Here is an 18,875-nt window from a genome sequence, read left to right on the forward strand (position 1 = left end):
AAAGATATAAACCCCACTCGCTAAAATCTTTAAAAAGAGCTTTCCTCACCCTAAGGAGCTACTTTAAAAACCCTGAAAAAGAGTCTTCTTAGCAAGAATGAGAGCTCTTCCCGCGGTCAAGCCGGTACAAAGGTCCGTACTTATGTACCGCCCGTCAGGTGAAACCTGCGACGCTCTTCTCGCAGACAAACAAGAACGTAATGCAGTCGTTCATCGAACGCTAGCAGAAGCCCAACGATGCCGAGTTGCGCACCGTTGCCATGACAGCGCGCCGCTTGGCGCGGCGTCGGCGTTACGCTGCTTCGGCGGTCCGAGCGGCGTCCCGCAACCGCTTTCGCCCTGCTGCCGTAAGGGCAAAGGTGCCATCGTCGAACTGACGGACCAACCCGCACTGCGCGAGCAGCAGCATCGCGTGAAACAGGCGGTCTTGCATGATTGTGACGCTGCCCACGCCCCCCTTGCTCGCCACGCGCTCGAGTCCGTTGTCACCCTGGATGAAGAAGAACCGGTTGCGGCCGTCGTATGTCCGCTCCCGCACTACTGCGAAGTGCAGGAGGATGACATAGAACTGCACCACATGAGCGATGAACTCCGACGGCGGAGCGTCACTGAACTGCATCAGAAGACCGCGCAACACGCTCAGGGGCAGCCGGTCGTTTTCGAATTCCTGCACGACATACTCATTGGCCAGGAGGTTCTCCGCCTCCACTGCGCAGTAGACGAGCGCAATATAGACCTCGCGCAAGGCAAGCTTTTCATCCTCTGTGCGCTGACCGAAATTGCACACCCCCTCCAGCCGCGCGAGTAAATCCTCGAGGCGCAGCTCCTTCACAAACGGTGCTGCCTCAAAGAAGCTACCGTACGTTCGCTGCAGGGAGCGGAGTTGGTCTGCCAGCGCACCGACACCCTTACGATGCTGTTCGGGAAGCGTTTCAACGAGTCGCGCACCCAAGCTACGCGCGCAGTCAGAGATATCACGCGGCTGTTCATCCACGACCGCATCGTGAATCCAGCACTGGACACACCTGCCAAGAGTCTCGAGAGCAAGGCGCAGATATTGGCGCAGTTGCAGGTTCGCCCACCACCCTTGAACTTCGTCAATCTCATTGAGGTTCAGCGCCGTGCCAGCGAGACTATATCCGCGCGCCATCGTGTAGCGGATGGTGTTGAGCGGCACGCCGCGTGCACCCGCCTCGCGCGCGTGAGGTTGCTCTGCCTCGAGGGCTCGCAGGGCGAGAGTCAGGCCTGACCAACGGTTCTCCCAACGCGCGCCGATAACCTCGCTCTCGTCGTCAGGGTAAAACTGTTTTACGAATGCAGCGATTTCTCCTTCAGACGGATTCAGCAGGTCCAGCATCTCGCCCATTTCGACCACTTCATCGCGTCGAACAGTCACCTGATTGAGGTTTGCCAGCCAGTTCCTGCGCGGATGGGTCTTGATTGCCTCCTCGTAGCCGTCGGCAAGTTCCTCTCCGGCGCCGCTGAGACGGTAGGTCCCGGGCAACGCAGGCACTTCTTCAAGGAAGCGCATGCCACGCACCAGACTCGGCCGGTATTGCGGTGCGGTCAGGAAGTGCGCGCCGCCATCCCGAACAACATAGTCCGGGTCGACTTCGAGCCTGCGGGCAGTCAGATTGCCGGGCAATTCTTCGAAGCTGAGCGTGACTCGGCTGTTGTCCGTCGGGAACGTGCGGTCTGCGCCAGCGAGCCCTCCAACTTCCTGCATGCGGTTATACCAGGTAAGCAGCAGTTGAATCTTCTCAAGGCCTGCTGCCGAGAGCGCTGCGATGTCGGGATTCCGGGCCTTTCTAGCCGTCGTGTCAATCTGGCGCACCATCCAGCAGATTGCCGAATACACACGGATGAATTCGACAGCGTTGTTGATGCCGGGGTAGATAGAGCGGTAAAGCGCCTCGACTGAGGCTGCCGTGCCCAGCGGGTCAACGGATTGGGTATCGTCGAGGTACTGCGTGAAAAGCGGCTGGTCAAGCATGGTCGTTATCCCTTATAACGGCCCGCAAGGCCGTTCCGGTCGAGCTGTGCGGCATCCAGTTCGTAGAACAGCGGCCTTCCGCAGTACATACCTTTGCAAACGAATGCACGCGTGTTGCGCAACGTGCGCAGGTCGTCGGTATGCACGGCCAACCGACAGCATGGGCACTCGACTCCCTTCGCGCGAACGACTCCGAAGGCGGCGGCCTTGTCCTTGCGCTTCTGACGCAGTGCTGCAAACACATCGGCATATTCGCGCGGTACCATCGGAGCCGGTGTCGCCTGGCCGAGTATGCTCGCGATGAGGGCCAGCAGTTGCTGAGACAACGTCTCACACATCTCGACTACCTGCGCACTGGTCGCAATCGCCTCGCGGTCAGCCACAGGCACACGCAGGAAGCGTGGCGAGCCAAGCGCGAGACGCGCGAGTGCTTCATTTTCCCCAGCGGCCAGAGCCCGGCCGGCAAGGCGCTCGAGCGATTCCTTCAGGCTTTGCAGTTGCGAATCGGGATGGTAGTGCGCGGCACAGCACGCCATCGCGCAGAAGAACGGCAGGAGTCGCTCCCGGTTTTCCGCACTGTAGGCGAACGCCGAATACTGCTGAAGCCACGCGTCAATGACGAGCGGCTCAACGGGAGGCAGTACGCCCTCCACCTTCGTGCGGTGCGCGAGCGCGCGTTTGAGCACCGCGCAACCGGCCAGCTCGACCATCATGGGCACGATTGCCGATTGAGCGTCCCGCGAAAGCGCGCGCGGCAAACTCTCCATGAGCCGCTGGAACAACGTCTTGCTCTGCTCTTCGACCTGCGCACCGGGGTCATCCCCACCTTCATCGTCATCGCCGTCGTATTCGTCATCCTCGGTCGTGAGTAGGCGCATACGGTGTCCCGTGCTCAGCGGCGCGCTCTTGCGTTCAGCCTTGCCCGGTTCACGGGGAGGCTCAGCCTTTTCAGTCGCATCGTCTTCAGGCAACAGGTCGAGGTCCCGATTCAGCCACCTGAAGGCGGCCTCTAGGGAAACGCGCGCGACATCGGCCGAGCGCGCGAACGCTCCGAATTGTTCGACGCTCTTGCGCCACTCGTCGTAGGTGATTTTGGGGCGGGCAGCGGTGTCGGCTGACTCTCTCGTTCCCGGACCAGTGCGAACGGCTCCGCCCGCAGGCGCGCCGACCTGCGCCTTCGTTTGCAGACCTTGCAGCCACGCGAAAATGGTCGTGATGTCATCGAGGTGATAATCCCCGGCCCGCATTCGATTCGCCGCGCGGATGAGTTTGCGCTCGGACTCATCAGCCGTGAGTGCGAACTCGATGTTAATCCAGGTGGATGCCTCAATTCCGTCGCCGCGCAGCACCAGGCGAAGCGCACGTTCGGTGTCGAAGTAGTCTTTCATCCGCACGTTGAACGCGCCCTGTGCATCCAACGGAACGGACCGGATGGTTTCGAGACATTTCGCACCTTCCCAGACGGACAGCTCGACCTTCATTTCGCCCTGCGCGGGCTTCAGTACGCCGACAATCCGCTGGGCCGGCGTCCATGTCGCCTGGAGAGCGAAACTCGGCCCCATTCGCCCCACCGCCGAGAAGTCACATGGCTGGAAAGCAGTCGGCTCGACAACCTCCCAGTTAAACGGCGACTTCTTGAGAAAGCGGACGAGCGACACCTCGACGTTCATGGTGGTTTCCAGACTCTGCGAGGTGGCGTTCACCGAGCCCGTCATAACGAGAAAGCCATTCGAGCCTTCCAGCTCGAAGCACTTCGCATGCGGAAATCGAAACGGATTCTCCGTTTCAGCCACGACATATTCGACAGGCTCGGTAAAGACCGTCAACTCTTCATCGAAAGGCGCAAAGAGAGTCTTGGCATTCACACCGACCCGTACGCTGAAGGCCCGCACGGCAGCCGCGAGGTCCTGAACCGGTTGTCCGGAAGGGCTGTGATACGGCGACAAGACGGTCAACGTTTCAGGACGCCGAATCCGGTCCGCCAACACGGCAAACTGGTCGGCAGCAGGCTGGTCGATGGTATGGATAAACCAGGTCTTGCGTGCGGTCTCATCAATCTCGCCAGCGGCGTCGCGAAGGGCCTGCGCTCTGTGCCGATAGCCCGTGAGGATGGCGCCGTTTTCCGCCGAAAACTCGTGCTCGCGCTGCAGCGCGCCGAGGAACGCTGCAAACTCCCCAAAAACGGCGGGCTCCTCTTTCGAGCTGACGGCATCGAGCACTTCCAGATTTTTCCCGTGTCCCGCGAGTGTCAGGTTGGCGCTCGACACCACGAGGCTGTCGTAGGCATCGCCTTGCATGTAGACGAGTTTGGGGTGAAATACCGCGGCGCCCTGCATGTCGACCGGGATGACCCGATATGCCGTACCCGCGTGGAGGCTCGTTGCTTCCTCTGTCGACTTTTGGGCTTCGCGCGCGTCGACCAGGACGTCAATCTGCTCGCAGCCACAATTGCGCAGCGCCGGTAAAAGAAAGGTTTCGAACCAGAAAATGCTGAAGGTGTAGGAGGTGAAGAGCGCGCGTCGCGGCTTCGCTTCCTGTATGAGCGACAACAGTGTCCGTTGCATAACCCCGCTCCTCGGGCGGCTGCCGCTTGTCCTTGAGGCAGTCCGCATGGTCTCTCGCTATTGGGGCCTCTTGCCTGTTTCGGAAAGGGCGACTTATTAACGGCAAATTCTTGCGAAATTTTACTCCTGGCTCAACGTCTAACGATGAGCTTTCAGCGCTCCCTGCGACGTTCAGCCTCATATCGGCCCAGAAAGGAAGATTTGTCTAGAAGGATTTTCGCCGCATTACGTGGTCCGTCGAACGGATTTCCGGTACGCGGCACGTACTATTTAGAGTCCCTCAACTTTGCACGGAGCACCTATGAGCGACGAGTCGAGAGACCCCGCATTGGAGCAGCTCATGCGGACTGTGACAGTCGGCTTCAGGCTGGCGACTGAAAAGATGGCGGACACCGATACGAAAGTCGGTGCGCTGAAAGAGGAGGTGACGGAGTTACGCGCGGGATTAGCGCAGCAGGGCACTCAGATTGAAAACTTGAAGGCTGAGCTGGCACAAACGAAGACCTAACACGCTTCGCAGGTTCGCTCGCTGTTCCGCGCGCAGGAGGTACCGGGCAAAGCAGCCATTGCCTACGACCGCTAGGCGGTGCAGAAGGCGGGCTCGGTGCGGGAAGTGGCCAACGAACTCGGCGTGTTCCGCGGATACGCCGGGCAGCTCATTTCCTTGCAGCGCAAGCGTCTCAACAAGGGCTAGCCGGAAAAAGAACCGCCAGCGATGGCGGTCTTCAAGGCGGCACGCTATAGCAATTTGCGAATGACCGTCGGTGCCTGTCGAGACGGGCGATGTCGTAAGTCGCCGCGGATGCATGCGCACCTCACGGTGACGCCGGTAAGTAGCAGGAAGCAGCCGCGGAGTCGCTGAAAGAGTGACTATCAGGCGGGTTCCGAGACGCGATTTGCCTTCCCACTGCGGTTGACCTTCACGTTCAGTTGTCTCATTAGCCGCCCTATTTCGAATACGGCTGCAATGCGTTCATCGTCTACCGCCGCGATAGTCTTCCGGCTCGAGGTTTCTCGATAATATCGGCCGTCGCACTCGACCAAATCAAGCAACGCCGACATGTCGCGGACTTCGCTTGGAGTGACTTCTCCCTCTCCGGCGATGATTCCTGCGGCGATAGAATGATTCCCGCCTCCGACGAAGCTGATTCCCCAAGGCAACCACAACATGACCTGATGATTCGGGTCTTGCCTCCATTTACCCATCGACTTGCCTCGGCCGATGTGAGCAAGCGCACTTGCGATGCGTTGCCGGTTCCACGGCCAAGGAAGTATCGTGTCTTTTGCCAGATTGACCCTGAACGCATCCGGCGCGAGCTTTACGCCAATTCCGTAGCTCAACGGGGTTATGCGACGGTCATCGAAAAAGAAGCTCGACGAAACGATACTTGGCGGAGCCTGGTGCGCAGCGTTTTCAACGACACCGACCAATGCCTCGGCCTGGTAAGGACGCAGCAACTGATTGACAAGGTCGTGCAGCGCGGCCGGATTCCGTTGAGCAATCTCGCGCGCCATGTCCATGATGTTCTCAAACTGCGAGCGCCGCTTTCGTCCCAAGAAGCGCCGGACTCGTGACATCACGACACCTCCCATTTCGATAATGGCCTCGTATGCGGTTTGTTTCATACCGTACCCCGTAGTTGGAAAATTGTTGTGTTGCGGCAGCCCCCGTTTTGTCTGCTTGCTGCCCTCTGCTTGAGCAGACACGCGCGTAACCGCCGACTCATTGAACAAAGGTCGATGATTCATCGCGGCGCCGAGGCCGCCGTTTCAGTTTGGTTTTGAAGTGTACTGGTCCACAGATTCCAGAGACCTATTCACGACGGGTAGCAACTTGACCTTGCCGTTCTCCCAGAGGGCGACCGTGTCTTTCGACTGCTGGATGATGAACCCCGTCGCAATTGCACTGGTTCCATCCGTCAGCCGGAAGCAGTGCTGACCATGTGCATGAGCAGAACATCCCTTGATGTAGTCTGCGATGTCATCGTCCGCAAGGGCGTTTGCCGCGGCGACGCCAAGCTCCACCGGAAAAATTAGGACAGCGGCAAAAAAAGTAGGAAGTGCGAACATGAGATATGTCCCTCCCAGAGGAAGGACGAGCAGATAGGTCGCGAGCAGCTTGATGCGCTTACTGACGGGAGCCCGACCGCGATGAAGCCTTCCAAGCTTGGCTGCGCCCTGTCCCAGTGCCAAGGCCAGAATTCCAGTAATAAGCAATGCGCCGATGACTACCAGAACAGGCCTCGACTTGAACATAGCCCCGAGGATGATGTCGAGGTCCTTCATGACGGCAAGGACCGCAAGCACGAGATAGTCACTCCGTCCCTGAGGGAATGCGCCCGGGTTAATGCCGAAGCGCTCGAGAAACGTCTGTTGGAAGGTCACTCCGACGAGATACGCAAAATACAATGTCGCTGCGCCGAGCACAGGCGCCAGAACCTTCCACCATGCAAATCGGCCGGTATCTGGTTTCAGAGAGAGTTCCGCGTCATTCAGCTTCATGTTTTTTAAACCTACAAATCGGATTATCGGCGAGCGGACGCACCAATCGTCGCCGAGTTGGCTTCCCGCGTGCGCTTGCAAGCCAACTCGGCAACGATTGGTGCGTCACTACGGGAAGAGAGGATAGGCGCTCAACGCGGGCTCAATTGCTCACGCACCTTGCGTACGTCATCCTGGTCGCGTTGAATAAGGCACGCTTCAATCTGCCCGAGACAACGAAGCAATTCCCTCTAGAAGATGTCGCCCGCACCTTCGGTGCCCTCCATGTGGCGACAGAGGCCCGGCGACAGGTAGCCCAATTTAGGGCTCGGCCCGGTCGTGCACCGGTTGCCGTCGTACTCGACATACATCGGCGGCGGCGTCGTGTCGTTCCACGAGGTAAGGAGCGCCATAAAAATTCCGACAGCAGTCGAGGCGAGAACGCCGTTCGGCCAGACGACTTGAGGGCGTCCCCCGGCAGCGCCGTAACGCGCATTCTCTGTGGCCAGAGCAGCATCAGTTATGAACCCCATGCACCGCATGCACGGCTGGCCCGGCAGCGAAGCGATGGCCTGACCGCTGATGAAGTAGCGCCCTTCTTCGCCGTGGACGTCCATTCCGACGTCGATGTACGGAATGCGATAGCGACGCGCGAAACGTTCGAGCTCGTCGCGCGCCCCCATCGTGTCGACACATCCGAAGATGTAGTCGACCTTTTTCAGGTCGTCGAGCGCGAGATTCCACGGGCCATCGTGTTTGACGACTTGCGTTTCAGGGCTGACCGCCGCTACGCGCGCGCTGATGACATCGACCTTTCGCGCCTCTGCCTGCGCTTCGGCATGGGTCAGCCCGACCATGCGGTTGCGGTTGGAGTCTTCCGCAAAGTCACTGTCAACCAGGACGAGCTTACCGACGCCAATATGCGCCAATTGCTGCGACACATGCGAGCCACCACCGCACAATCCAATGACTGCTACGGTCGTGTTCTTGATGGTCGCTTCCGACGTTTCCCCGAGGAAGCTTTGACGACTGTGTCGATTGTCCATGATGCAACTCCGCTTGCGAATGAGGTTTTTGCAGGTATACGCCGGCCCTTGCGAGTTGCGTCTGTCCCGGCCCCAGGAAGACCGCGCTCGCGGAATCGAGGCTGAAGACAATCGCACCATGAGGTAGCTCAGGGCGAACATTGACAAAATCAGGGATGAAACGCTTGTTTTCGTGTACATCTACGGCGCTGAAGCCGGGCGTACCGCGGTGGTCGTGCCGATGCACGTGAAAGATGCTCACGGGGCTCATGTGCGCCGCTGCGCGCAAGCGACGAAAAGCGCTCGAAGAAACGCACGCCCCGACCCTCGGATTGTTCTCGTATTCACCGTCCGGAATCGCGATGTATCGCTGAGCCGTGATGGTCCACGCGTCGTTTGCCATCGTCGATTCGCAGACGAGGAACCCCACCCGTTCCGCGGCGAAGGCATGTGGCCGGTCAAGGTCGCGGTGAAGTTCTGCGACCAGCGTCGGGCTAATCGTGATGGATGTCATTTAAGCGCCACCATGTGTGCGCCCAGCATGTCCAGCAAAGGCAGCGACGACGGAACCCCTTGCCAGGACCAGACGTGCCATACGCGACCGGCAATAACGCGCTCGGTCCAGTTTGCGGGCTTGTCGACAATTTGCTCGCGCTCTGCAATCCGTTGCGACAGATAGAGGCGGCTCGTATAGCCGTTGGCCCCATTCGGTGCCAGCAGCGCATCGAGGATGTAGGTCTTGTCCCCGACCTGTAGCCGTAGTGCGGGCAGATGAACGAACACCTCCGGTCCATCCGTGAAGACCTTGGCGCCAGGGACTACGGCCAGCAACGGCCGTAGTCGTTCGTCGTCGAGGCCCTCCATCACGAGGAGCTTCCGGTGCGGACTGCGCTGAGAAACTCTTCGCCGCCGACGACGTGAATGTGCGAGGTATCGTCGAGAGGTGGAAAGTCGCCGGGGCCGAGGACCTTTTCGAGCACCTTGTCGGCCGGAACACCCAGTTTCTTCTTCAGCTCTGCAACCAGATACGTGCCCGCCTCAATCTCGACTGGACGGTTGTCGATTTTGACGGTGACGAGGTGCGGCGCCGGGTGGTGTTCGTGATGACCGTGATGCTCATGGTGGCCGTGGTGGGCGTGGTGCTCGTGGTGGCCATTCGGTTCACGGTGCGCATGCTGCTCGCCGTGGCCTTCATGGTGCGCCAGGGAGCGGCCCGGCTGCTCGCCATGGTCGCCGTGGGCGTGTTCGCCCGGGGTTTGCTCAGGGTTGTGCATGGTTACCTCTAAAGTTTGCATCAATGACATCGAACCATTCGATGTCAGCAGCATTGTCCTCCAGAGGAATCCGCATGTCAACCACAATGACTTTCATGATGCATGTCAGCCATCTTGACAGGTCATCAATATTGACATATACGCGGCGCGAGTTATACTGCCGAACATGGACAAGTTCTATGAAGAGTTCGGGCGGGCGCTGCGGGAGCGCCGAATTAAAGCCAACCTGACGCAGGATGACGTGGCGTCGAAGGTCGGGCTTGGACGCACGTCTGTCACAAATATTGAGAAGGGACGACAGCAGGTCTCGTTGCACATGCTTTATCAACTGGCTGATGCCGTTGACGCAGAACCCTCGTCTCTCCTACCTTCAAGAAGTGAGACCAAGGAGAAGTCGGAGCTTCCTGCTGAGCTGGAGAGTTCACTGGCCAAACTTGGTGACGAGACAGAAAGACAATGGGCTAGAGAATTCCTAGATTCGCCCGAGGTTCTTGCCTCTCTCGAAGAAAAACGCTAAAACATGGCAAACCCGGAAAATAAAGCACAAGAGACACTTCAGACCGCTGGTGTGACGGAAGCACCAGTCGATGTCGAACTTGTCGCCAAACAAATGGGATGCAAGGTCATGTTTCAGACCTTGAAATCAGACTTGTCGGGGCTCCTGGTTAATCAGCCAGGGAAGTGTCTGATTGGAGTCAACTCTCATCAGAGTAAGACCCGCCAACGATTTACCATCGCCCACGAGCTCGGGCATCTCGTCTTACAGCACAAAGGAGAGATGTTCGTTGACGGAACGGTCCTTCGAAGGGATGAGAACAGTGGCCGAGCGATAGACCCACAGGAAATTGCTGCCAACCAGTTTGCGGCCGCCCTGTTGATGCCTTCCGATTGGGTTTATAAGAAGTTGGCTGAGAACCGGAAACAGTCGCCTGACAGTTCTGCCGAAGAAGTGACAACTGCACTTGCGGCCCAATTTGAAGTCAGCCCACAAGCCATGGGTATCCGGCTCGCAAATCTTGGGTGCCTTATTCCTGAATAAGGTGGACGCGCCGCGCAAGACCGTCTGAGGTCGTTCCACTGTGCGCATCGAAACATCCTCGCGACCGCCGGGCTGACCTCCCCGTGAGATTGTCGCCCCATATTGGACTTGCTAACTGTCAGAGAGCCTCCTCAATCGACCGACGCCCACTCATAAACGTCGCGTGCCAGCGGGCCCGGGTCATCATGGGCTGACACTACGAAGCCCTGTTGCTCAAGGCTCCAGCTTTGCTCGCCAAGGATATTTTCAATCCTCTCGCGGTCTAGCGCGGGCATGCTGTCGGTTGCCGGCGTCATGACAAAAAGCCCCAGACCTCGGTCCTGAAGCCGGTTCACCCGGGCATAGGTCGTCAGGTCTCTCGATGCGCGCAAAAAATTCAGCTCGACGCTAGTCGGAGTCTTGTACACCGCTGAGATGACGCTCCCAGCCTTGCCGGGGGGTGCGAGATTGAATTCGAGCCAGTGAGACTGCCCCGTCGATTCATCGAGAAGCGCTCGTTGCGGCTCGGTACTAATTCTCTCAAACGATAACCCGGCAATCTTCTTCAACTCGTCATCAACAAGACGGCGCACAGCGGCGTTGTCGAGCGTGATGAATTCACGGGTCTTCCGTTCTTCGCGAGGCACAAGAGGCACGACGTCGTAATAGAGCCGACTCAGAACAGCATCCACAGACACGCCTGATGTCGCCCACTGACTTCCGATTGAGATAGCGTCCGTCTCGAATGGCACGTCTTCGAGACCCGCCCCATTCTTCTGTGCACGCAGCATGCCCTGCTCGGCCGCTTCCATGAGTTCGCGAATCTGACCAAGGTCGTCCCGGCCATAGATACATTCAAACTTCGACAGGTCATCAAGCAAACGGAAGCTGAACGGCCCACCACGTGTGCCGACAATAACTCCAACGGTGTAGCGTTGGGGCGCGAAAGCATCTGGTTGCAATTCGATGGTCGCCCACACACCCTCAAATTCGGGTGCAGGCACGGCGAGCGCGTGTCGCCTGATATGAGCAAGAGGGTCTGAGCCGGTCGACATGAACAAGGTTCTCATACGATGCACCCCAATTCATTGGCTAGCCAATCACGTTGAGCACGATGTCCGAGAAACTGCAGAACGTTTGCTGTCAGCGTTGCTGCTTCAGTCGAGTCGGAAATCACTTTCGAAATGAATTGCTCCAGCGATGGTGCGACCTGCACGAGAGCATGCTCATGCTGCAAGGATGCCACCGCCATCGACGCTTCAAACCTGGTATAACCGGCTTGCTTGAGCAGATGTCGGGCCTCCTTGCGCAAACTATTGTGCGCATATTGGAGACCGCCTGCTAGCCAGATTAGCGTGTAGAGAATGAGCTCGTTGTCGATGGGGATATAGTCTCCACCCGACGTCCGCAGAAAATTTCCGGTATGGCGGTCCTGGTTTTCGACCCAATGGTCGAATGCAGCAATTCTGGCGATGTCGCGGTGCTTGAACGCACTAGCCTTTCGAGCGGCCTGCAGCCACTTCCACCGCGCGGTGATGTGCTTGCCGGGAACGGCTGAAGTGCAAAAAGCTGGTACCTCCTTGTACTTCATCCAATGCTGGTCCAGCGGCATGCTCTGGCGAAGCCTTCCAACGGGCAGGAGAACGACAGCTGCGAACTCCGGCCGAGGCAGGTCGAGGGCAGCAGCTATCATCCATGCGATGCTCTCTGTGAGCACCATGGGGTTGCCGAGCGGGGCCGCTTTGACAAAGCATTTATGCAACCGCCCGTTTGCGTCGGCGATAACCGCCTGGTGGGTAGTGTGGTTCTGCCCCTTGTTGGCGGCCGCACCCCGGAACTCCCGCCAGGCATCCGCTGGCAAAATTGGAATCATGTTGTGCCCTCAGTCTTTTTTGTTCTTCTCTGCCGATTACGGCCGCTGCCGCCGACTCTTTACAGCTGGCCGCCCCTCACGCCTATTTCGCACTGCGCCCATTGGTGGGCAACCGCGGCTCTGATGGAAGCATTACGCTCGATTCGCCTGACCGCTCGGAATTGTACATCCCCTTATCAGCAGCGGCATTCGAGCAGACTGACGGCATTGCCGCATGTTCGGCTCCTACCCTGGGGCAGTGAGACGTTAGATACAGGCTTCTGGCTGCGCTGCTCTTCGTTGTCCCCCTGTTGCATACATTTGGGCACGCGGCGCGAAGGCCAGGCTTAACCGATTCCCGCACTCGTACCGGACGGCTTGAAAGGCGCCCATCCCTCCTGTAATTTCTCTTGCTTTCGATACCCAGATTCATGTTATCCAATGACGAGCGCGACCGAAAAGTTCGACCCAGCCAAGCTCAAAAGCAATGCCCTGACGTCTATCCGGCTCGGCGTCGAGGATTTCACCCGCAGCCAGCTGGCAGAAGGCGGAGACCCCGACCGAGCGCTGTCAGCTTTGCGCAATCTGTTTGCGGGAATCTTGTTGCTGTTCAAGTATCGGATTGCGACCGGGGCCGGAAGCGCCGCAGAGGGTTACGAACTGATTTTCAAGACCGGGGAGATTCTTCCGCAGCCTGACGGCATGGGCGGTATCGAATGGCAACCGATGAAATTCGGCAACACGACGATTGACGTACCGGATATCAAAAAGCGCTTCGATGCATTTGGCATCGTAACTGACTGGAAGGTTATCGAGGCGCTACAAAAAGAACGCAACAACGCGGAACACCTTCATCCCCAGAATGCGGCCGGGGTAATCGGAAAATTTCTCTCCGACACGTTCCCGGTATTGAGCACGTTCATTCAGGACGAGCTAGATTCCGCGCCGGCTACGCTTCTCGGCGAGACCTGGACAACGATGCTGAAGCATCACGATTTCTATCAGGCTCAGGCTGCCGTATGTACCGCGGCTTGGGCAGGCCTGAACGTTCCAGACGACCTCTTGCCGGTGGTGCCTGACATGCAATGCGAGGCGTGCGGGTCGTCCTTGCTGAAGCCGTCCGGCGACGAAGAAGAGAGCAGCGACCTTGAAAGCGGCGAGGTTACGTACATTTGCGTCAGCTGCGCACATCGCGCACTCATCGTGCCCTTGCTCGAAGAAACCCTTATCGAATTCGTCGGCGGCTACGACCCTTTCAGCGGCGAAGAGCCGCCCACCGCGGAATGCCCGGAATGCCAACACGCAACGTTTGTACATACAAAGGGAAAGTGCCTCTGGTGCGGCATGCAGCTCGACCCCGAAGGGTGCTCGCGTTGCGGAAACGCTCTGACATTGGATGATTACGACAATTCGCTGTGCGGATATTGTCAGTATCAAGCCGACAAGTATCGTGATGCCTAAGACCAAGGACCCTCGCCGACACCTCACTCGTCGGTTGTAATCGCCCAATGCGTCCGGCCCGTCCATTCTCCGGCTGCTGGTCTGATGCGGCCTCCGCCGGCACCTAACCCAGAGATTCGACCGCATTTAAAGTCGACGACGTATACCCTTGGCTGGAGGAGAGGGCTAGATACCCCGCGGCCAGCGGAATGGCGCCAAGCGGGAGCTCCGGGCGCGACCTGGGAGCAATCGGCAAGAGGGTGAGCGGCGAGGCGTGCATGCCTTGGGATAGTCTGGCCGAGTCGGGGCGATGCACGCGACCCCGACGCCCCGTGCGAGAGGCCGGCTCCGCAGTCCAGCGCGCAGGCTCAGGGGCGAAGCTCCCCCTAGCCCAGCGTCCTGCTGGGCTAGGGGGGAGCTTCGCCCCATAGCTCAAGACACTCACCACAATCCAGACATTAAAGACTTTTCTCTGAGAGATGGACTTCTTTCCGACAACCGGATTGGACGTGGCGCTGAGCGTCCAGAAGGTAGACAGTATCTTCGTCAAAAAGCCGACCCGCCGCGCCGTGATATGCACCGATTTTCTTCCTCATTCGGTGAGCAACGAAGAGCGTTTCGAGAGAAAGGCACCGTCAGAAGCTGGACGAGTCTTCCTTTCTGGCATAGGGGGCATGACGAGGAGCATAGCGCGTAGCCTCGAACGAGCCTGAAAATGGCGTTTCGTGTCCAGGGCTAGACTAAGCGCCGATGATACGCCCCGACGGTTTCGCAGCGACACGTGATTCCGATGCGCGAGGTCTGCCAGACACTCGCTGGCCCAATACTCTCTCCATCGGGCCGGCGAAGGTGGCCGCGTAGTCGGTTGTAAGAAAGCACTACGCCCGCGTCGAGGACACATGGAAAATTCTCAGCCGTATCTGGAGGCGGATGCTGCAAGCGTTGCAGAGAATCGAGGCAATCAGATGGGAGCGACGGTGACTAGCTGCCATCTACGCGCGGCAGCCGTTTCCTACTCCCTGGCACGCCCACTTCGACGCCCCTAAGAAACCGAAAACGTCTTCGACACCCGCGCCCGTGGCGTAGAATCTTCAGCCGTGTAGCGTGCGGCGTTCACGCAGCACACTACTGCCGGTAAGAGCAGCTGAAAACCGTAAAAAAAACTGAACTTCGGGGATGCGGCGTGCATAAAACCAAACTCATGGCCTTCTCAGGCGTTTTGACGCTGCTTGCATCCTGCAGTAGTGTCGGACCGGGCTTCGCCAACCATCCCGGGGACTGCGCATTAGGCATCCCATGGGCGGACTGCCTGCCGGGCACACGCGGGTACGCGAACGGTGGAGGCAGCCTGCACCGGAAGGAAGCCGCGGATGCTGCGAAGGCGGAGCATGACCGCCTTGCTGCCGAGTTTGAAACCGTGCATCAACAGTGCAAGGCCGACATGGCCGTCCCTGAGCTCGCCCCTCTGGGCGACAAGCTTGAGTTTCAGCGCAAGCTTGATGACCCACCTCCCTTTCAATATGCATCCCAGGATGCGTTCCCAACGGCGAATGAACGCATGCTCATCCGCAAATGGGCAACCATCCGAGATTCGTGTATGGCACGTGAGCGTGAAGTCAACGTAATTCCGCCTAACGCAACGCCATTGGATGAATCGTTCATTCGGCAAGAGGTTGCCTTCGGGACAGCGGCTGAGGCAAAAGTCAGTGAGCTGGTTGTTGCACTCTATCAACAGAAGCTCACCTACGGCGAGTTTTCGGAGCATCGATATGCCATTGGAAAGGCCGCCATGGATGCCGACCGACAGTACCGCGAGACGCGCCTGATTCAGGACCAAGACCGGCAGATTCAGGCCCAACAGATTGCCAATCAGCAGTTCGCCAATAGGCTGAATGCGTGGGCCAACTACATGCAGGCGGTGAACGCCCGTCAGCCTCAGACCGTGCGCCTGAACAGCGTGCATTGCACGTCCACCAGCGTGGGCAACACGGTCAACACCAACTGTTTCTGAGCACTTCAGTTTGCAATGAATCGCGGGCAAATCTCGAGACTCACTGCTAATGAGTTTGCTTACGCTACACGCGCTAGCATACCGCGCGCGACTAGGACTCGCCTCCGATGACATTTCGCCAACCCAAGCTGCTTCCTGACGAACCCGCGATTGAAGATTCTTTCGGCGCACACGAGAGAATTGCGAATGCGATTGCCGCGCTGATTGAGACATCCGAAGGAGGCAAAAGCATCCACCTAGACGGCGAATGGGGTGCGGGCAAGTCAACCGTGGTTCAAATGCTTAGGAAGCGCCTATCTGCCAATCGAGCACCGCAATCCGAAAAAGCCCCTCGGACTCGAACGTTCGTCTACGACGCGTGGATTCATTCCGGCGATGGCGTGCGACGTGCTTTCTTCGAGAGCCTGGTTAACGACCTGCTTGCTTGCGAATGGATTCGCCCCAAGTCCAAATCTGCGAGCGAGTGGAAGGCAAAGCTCGACACTTTCTCCGGGAAGAGCAAGCGCACTACGAAGCGCTCAAAACCTGAGTTCGAGGCCGGCACTCGGGTTGCATTGGCTCTCGGTGTCACAGGGGCGCTGTTGTCTCCCGTTCTCTACAATCTGATATCAAAGGCTCTTCAAGACTCACCAACATGGCTACTCTGGAGCCTAACAGGATGTGGCGCTGCTATTTTGTTTTGTGCCGTGCTTGGAATCAGTGCGAAGAACGTTCAAGTCCTGTTGACGAAGTCTACTCAGGACGAGACGACGGATACGCTAACGGAACCTGTCCCAACGTCAATAGAATTTCAACAGGAGTTCGGACGTCTCATGAGCGACGTTCTGAACCTACGCGAGCGAAAGCTCGTCATTGTTATCGACAATTTAGACCGCGTCGAACCGGACGAGGCAAAGCAAGTCTGGATTCTTCTACGGTCTTTCCTCGACAATCCCGCATTCCGTGAAAACGAGTGGTTCAAGCGCCTATGGCTCCTCGTTCCGATAGCGGGCGAAAGCTATCTTTCGAAGCTCTCCGTCGGGGGTGAATCTGGCGGTGGCAAAGGGAATACGCTTGAGAAGGTCTTTCAAGTACGTATGTCGCTGCCACTACCAATGCTGCGGCCCTGGAAAGGCTTCCTTGCCCGGAAGTTGGCAGACTGCTTTGGTGCTGACGAAGATGGAAGCTACGAGGTCATTGCTCGGCTGCTGCATGCTAGCACAGCGCGTGCTGCGCCAACTCCAAGGCAGCTTGTCGTTTTCATAAACGAGCTGGTCGCTCTCTATACGGAGCGGCAGGGCGATATGCCGCTATCAACACTCGCAGCCTATATTCTGTCACGTGACCAGGTGAGGGCGCGGCCATGGCAAGTGCCGACGGACATAGCCAAAGTCCACTACTCTCCCACCCTTGAACAAGACTTCGCAACCTTGTACCTGCACGCAGAGAAGTCACCTGATTCTCTATATCTGCTGATTTTGCCGAATCTCCAGCGAGCACTCGAGATGGGAGAGCCTAGCGACCTTTACAAGGTCCTTGAGAGTAGCCCGGCGGCACATGACATTCTGGACCAGTACTTAATTGACTCCCTTACCAGGATGTCCCAGTCCTCTGAGGAGGCACAGAAGGAGCAGGCGCTTTTCCTCGCGTACCTGCGTGCATTGGTCATGTTCATTGAACCGGCGCTTTCCGGTCACTTCTCGGCTGGCTTTTTGAATCATATCCGCCCAAGAATTGACCGAGTCATGGCGCTGACAGGTTCACTTGACCTGTCAAACCCGAATATAGCAGGAGGAGTCGACGCTTACCTCCAACTAACCAATGACACTAGCTTCGCCACGGCCAAGGTGAGTAGTCTTCTGCATGCAATCTCTGCGATTCCTGATACGAACAGCCCTATAGCTCCGGGGGCGTGGGATTTGTGGACAAGGTCTCTGAATGAGCTACTGTCCAACCAAAGAATCCGGACAGCCGCCACTCTTTCAGAAGGTCGGCATATTTCCTTGCCCATTCCAATCGAAAGGTGGGCTGCAATTTGCGAAAGCCTGGAGGCAGACCCCGTTGGAGCCGCCGTCCTGGCTATGATTGATGTTTCGGCGGACAACGAGAAGCTCTCCGATTGGATTGTGACGGAATCGCTACCGATGAACGTCGACAATCGTGCAGGAAGAGTCCTCCGGCAGGAATTGCGCACACGAGGCTCCGAGTTTTTCCAACTTGTAACCAAGAAAACTGCTGAGGTGTTTCGCGCACGCACCGACCTACCACGCTCTGAGGTACTAGCGTGCCTGGTTTACCTTGTGGAAGTATCGAAGGAATGTGCAAGGCCATTCCTGAAAGAACTGACGGACGAAGGCATGTTCCTGCAATGGGTTAGGCACAACTCCACATCGCCGTCGTTCACCACCGATGAACACTTCATTCGTTTCGCGGCGCTTTCCATTTGGTCGCAAGGCGACCTCGCCTCGGCGCGGCCTGACAACTTTGCGATAAGCGTCGCAACTGCAATGCGCAATCTATTTCGAACTGGAGCGCCGACCCCCGGTTCTGTCGTAAAAGTTGTCAACGAACTTATTCTGCGCACGAAAATCTATGATGTGCTGCCAATCATCGCTGTGATTGCAGAAGGTGCCCACGAAGTACTGGACCAGATGTTGTTCGGGCTATGTGCTAACGCGGAATTTTTCAACGCTGCAAAAGCCGAACTGTCCGGAGATAGCTGTGCGTCTTCGTCCCAATTCCTGCTTGGGGAAGGTGCAGAGGTTGTACGGAAATTGCTCTCACAAAAAGTAGAACATTTCCAGCGTCTCCACTCACTTCCCAAAGAACGGACTATCTAGTTTGCGCCGGGTAGTCACACGGAATTCTGCCGCCCACTGCGGCCCGAGCACTATGCCATTTTGGAGCCAAGAATTCGAGGATTCTGGGCGCAACGTCGACCGCGTCGTCAACAGGCAAGTATGTCACCGGCTCTGCATGCCAGCATGGAGGCAGCTGTATTGCTCCAGCGCTGGCTGCCCCATTGTGCGCAAATCTGTCTTGCCGCACTAGTCGAGTCAATTCACCGCAAACGTTGCGGCGGATGAGCACGATAAAGCGTATGCGGTCCACGAACGACGCCCTTCAGAGAAGGTGTCGGAGTGTGTGAGGTGGGTAACGCTGCGGGTCAGCGGAGCTCGGCAGGCATCTTCCAGGGCAGCAGCGCGTCGTAATCGTCAACGGTCTTCGCCAGGGGCAG

At 57.9% G+C, this 18,875-nt stretch carries 16 protein-coding genes; 6 read left to right on the top strand and 10 right to left on the bottom strand.

All coding sequences use genetic code 11. The annotated features are described in order from the left end of the window. Positions 1-292: 292 nt before the first annotated feature. The gene (locus ACO1XS_RS02380) at positions 293-1,993 is read right to left on the bottom strand and encodes a hypothetical protein (protein WP_486389934.1); all 1,701 of its coding nucleotides are present in this window, start codon (positions 1,991-1,993) and stop codon (positions 293-295) included. Between the two features lie 5 nt (positions 1,994-1,998). Continuing rightward, positions 1,999-4,329, bottom strand: coding sequence for a phospholipase D family protein (locus tag ACO1XS_RS02385; RefSeq protein ID WP_486389935.1), 2,331 nt, complete (start codon positions 4,327-4,329; stop codon positions 1,999-2,001). A gap of 529 nt (positions 4,330-4,858) precedes the next feature. Here ACO1XS_RS02385 and ACO1XS_RS02390 point away from each other — a divergent pair. Beyond that, positions 4,859-5,065 (top strand): hypothetical protein, encoded by a 207-nt coding sequence (locus tag ACO1XS_RS02390; RefSeq protein WP_486389936.1) that lies wholly within the window; start codon positions 4,859-4,861, stop codon positions 5,063-5,065. Positions 5,066-5,430: 365 nt separating this feature from the next. Here ACO1XS_RS02390 and ACO1XS_RS02395 read toward each other — a convergent pair whose 3' ends face one another. From ACO1XS_RS02395 to ACO1XS_RS02420, 6 genes are all read right to left on the bottom strand, one after another. Beyond that, positions 5,431-6,183, bottom strand: coding sequence for a DUF6710 family protein (locus tag ACO1XS_RS02395; protein ID WP_486389937.1), 753 nt, complete (start codon positions 6,181-6,183; stop codon positions 5,431-5,433). Positions 6,184-6,327: 144 nt separating this feature from the next. Then, positions 6,328-7,059: a hypothetical protein gene (locus ACO1XS_RS02400; protein WP_486389938.1), complete on the bottom strand. Its 732-nt coding sequence runs from the start codon at positions 7,057-7,059 to the stop codon at positions 6,328-6,330. Positions 7,060-7,289: 230 nt separating this feature from the next. Next, positions 7,290-8,030: a HesA/MoeB/ThiF family protein gene (locus ACO1XS_RS02405; protein ID WP_486389949.1), complete on the bottom strand. Its 741-nt coding sequence runs from the start codon at positions 8,028-8,030 to the stop codon at positions 7,290-7,292. After that, positions 7,945-8,577, bottom strand: a complete 633-nt coding sequence (locus ACO1XS_RS02410) for a hypothetical protein (protein ID WP_486389950.1) — start codon at positions 8,575-8,577, stop codon at positions 7,945-7,947. Before ACO1XS_RS02410 ends, ACO1XS_RS02405 begins: the two co-directional genes overlap by 86 nt. Then, positions 8,574-8,927 (bottom strand): hypothetical protein, encoded by a 354-nt coding sequence (locus tag ACO1XS_RS02415; RefSeq protein WP_486389939.1) that lies wholly within the window; start codon positions 8,925-8,927, stop codon positions 8,574-8,576. Before ACO1XS_RS02415 ends, ACO1XS_RS02410 begins: the two co-directional genes overlap by 4 nt. After that, positions 8,927-9,391, bottom strand: coding sequence for a hypothetical protein (locus tag ACO1XS_RS02420; RefSeq protein WP_486389940.1), 465 nt, complete (start codon positions 9,389-9,391; stop codon positions 8,927-8,929). Before ACO1XS_RS02420 ends, ACO1XS_RS02415 begins: the two co-directional genes overlap by 1 nt. A 112-nt stretch (positions 9,392-9,503) precedes the next feature. Between ACO1XS_RS02420 and ACO1XS_RS02425 the strand changes: the two genes are divergently transcribed. After that, positions 9,504-9,854, top strand: a complete 351-nt coding sequence (locus ACO1XS_RS02425; RefSeq protein ID WP_486389941.1) for a helix-turn-helix domain-containing protein — start codon at positions 9,504-9,506, stop codon at positions 9,852-9,854. Between the two features lie 3 nt (positions 9,855-9,857). After that, on the top strand, positions 9,858-10,376 hold the full coding sequence (locus ACO1XS_RS02430; protein ID WP_486389942.1) for an ImmA/IrrE family metallo-endopeptidase: 519 nt from the start codon (positions 9,858-9,860) through the stop codon (positions 10,374-10,376). A gap of 131 nt (positions 10,377-10,507) precedes the next feature. Here the strand turns inward: ACO1XS_RS02430 and ACO1XS_RS02435 are convergent, their stop codons facing one another. Both ACO1XS_RS02435 and ACO1XS_RS02440 read right to left on the bottom strand, forming a co-directional pair. Next, positions 10,508-11,410, bottom strand: a complete 903-nt coding sequence (locus ACO1XS_RS02435; RefSeq protein WP_486389943.1) for a hypothetical protein — start codon at positions 11,408-11,410, stop codon at positions 10,508-10,510. An 11-nt stretch (positions 11,411-11,421) separates the two neighbouring features. After that, entirely contained in the window at positions 11,422-12,228 is an 807-nt protein-coding gene (locus ACO1XS_RS02440; protein ID WP_486389944.1) for a HipA family kinase, read from the bottom strand. A 420-nt stretch (positions 12,229-12,648) separates the two neighbouring features. Here ACO1XS_RS02440 and ACO1XS_RS02445 point away from each other — a divergent pair, with 420 nt between their 5' ends. From ACO1XS_RS02445 to ACO1XS_RS02455, 3 genes are all read left to right on the top strand, one after another. Next, positions 12,649-13,668 carry a hypothetical protein gene (locus tag ACO1XS_RS02445; protein ID WP_486389945.1) on the top strand — a complete coding sequence of 340 codons (1,020 nt, stop codon included), beginning with the start codon at positions 12,649-12,651 and terminating at the stop codon, positions 13,666-13,668. A gap of 1,162 nt (positions 13,669-14,830) precedes the next feature. Continuing rightward, a complete protein-coding gene (locus ACO1XS_RS02450; RefSeq protein ID WP_486389946.1) occupies positions 14,831-15,658 on the top strand; it encodes a hypothetical protein in 828 nt (275 codons plus the stop codon). Between the two features lie 107 nt (positions 15,659-15,765). Next, positions 15,766-18,477: a P-loop NTPase fold protein gene (locus ACO1XS_RS02455; RefSeq protein ID WP_486389947.1), complete on the top strand. Its 2,712-nt coding sequence runs from the start codon at positions 15,766-15,768 to the stop codon at positions 18,475-18,477. Positions 18,478-18,875 lie beyond the last annotated feature (398 nt).

The organism is Trinickia sp., assembly GCF_057351765.1.

Excerpts from the sequence above, each read along its gene's own strand:
- ACO1XS_RS02380 (WP_486389934.1), bottom strand. The coding sequence starts at position 1,993 with ATGCTTGACCAGCCGCTTTTCACGCAGTACCTCGACGATACCCAATCC.
- ACO1XS_RS02430 (WP_486389942.1), top strand. The coding sequence starts at position 9,858 with ATGGCAAACCCGGAAAATAAAGCACAAGAGACACTTCAGACCGCTGGT.
- ACO1XS_RS02390 (WP_486389936.1), top strand. The coding sequence starts at position 4,859 with ATGAGCGACGAGTCGAGAGACCCCGCATTGGAGCAGCTCATGCGGACT.
- ACO1XS_RS02455 (WP_486389947.1), top strand. The coding sequence starts at position 15,766 with ATGACATTTCGCCAACCCAAGCTGCTTCCTGACGAACCCGCGATTGAA.
- ACO1XS_RS02395 (WP_486389937.1), bottom strand. The coding sequence starts at position 6,183 with ATGAAACAAACCGCATACGAGGCCATTATCGAAATGGGAGGTGTCGTG.
- ACO1XS_RS02440 (WP_486389944.1), bottom strand. The coding sequence starts at position 12,228 with ATGATTCCAATTTTGCCAGCGGATGCCTGGCGGGAGTTCCGGGGTGCG.
- ACO1XS_RS02400 (WP_486389938.1), bottom strand. The coding sequence starts at position 7,059 with ATGAAGCTGAATGACGCGGAACTCTCTCTGAAACCAGATACCGGCCGA.
- ACO1XS_RS02410 (WP_486389950.1), bottom strand. The coding sequence starts at position 8,577 with ATGACATCCATCACGATTAGCCCGACGCTGGTCGCAGAACTTCACCGC.
- ACO1XS_RS02425 (WP_486389941.1), top strand. The coding sequence starts at position 9,504 with ATGGACAAGTTCTATGAAGAGTTCGGGCGGGCGCTGCGGGAGCGCCGA.
- ACO1XS_RS02385 (WP_486389935.1), bottom strand. The coding sequence starts at position 4,329 with ATGCAGGGCGCCGCGGTATTTCACCCCAAACTCGTCTACATGCAAGGC.
- ACO1XS_RS02420 (WP_486389940.1), bottom strand. The coding sequence starts at position 9,391 with ATGCTGCTGACATCGAATGGTTCGATGTCATTGATGCAAACTTTAGAG.
- ACO1XS_RS02445 (WP_486389945.1), top strand. The coding sequence starts at position 12,649 with ATGACGAGCGCGACCGAAAAGTTCGACCCAGCCAAGCTCAAAAGCAAT.
- ACO1XS_RS02435 (WP_486389943.1), bottom strand. The coding sequence starts at position 11,410 with ATGTCGACCGGCTCAGACCCTCTTGCTCATATCAGGCGACACGCGCTC.
- ACO1XS_RS02415 (WP_486389939.1), bottom strand. The coding sequence starts at position 8,927 with ATGGAGGGCCTCGACGACGAACGACTACGGCCGTTGCTGGCCGTAGTC.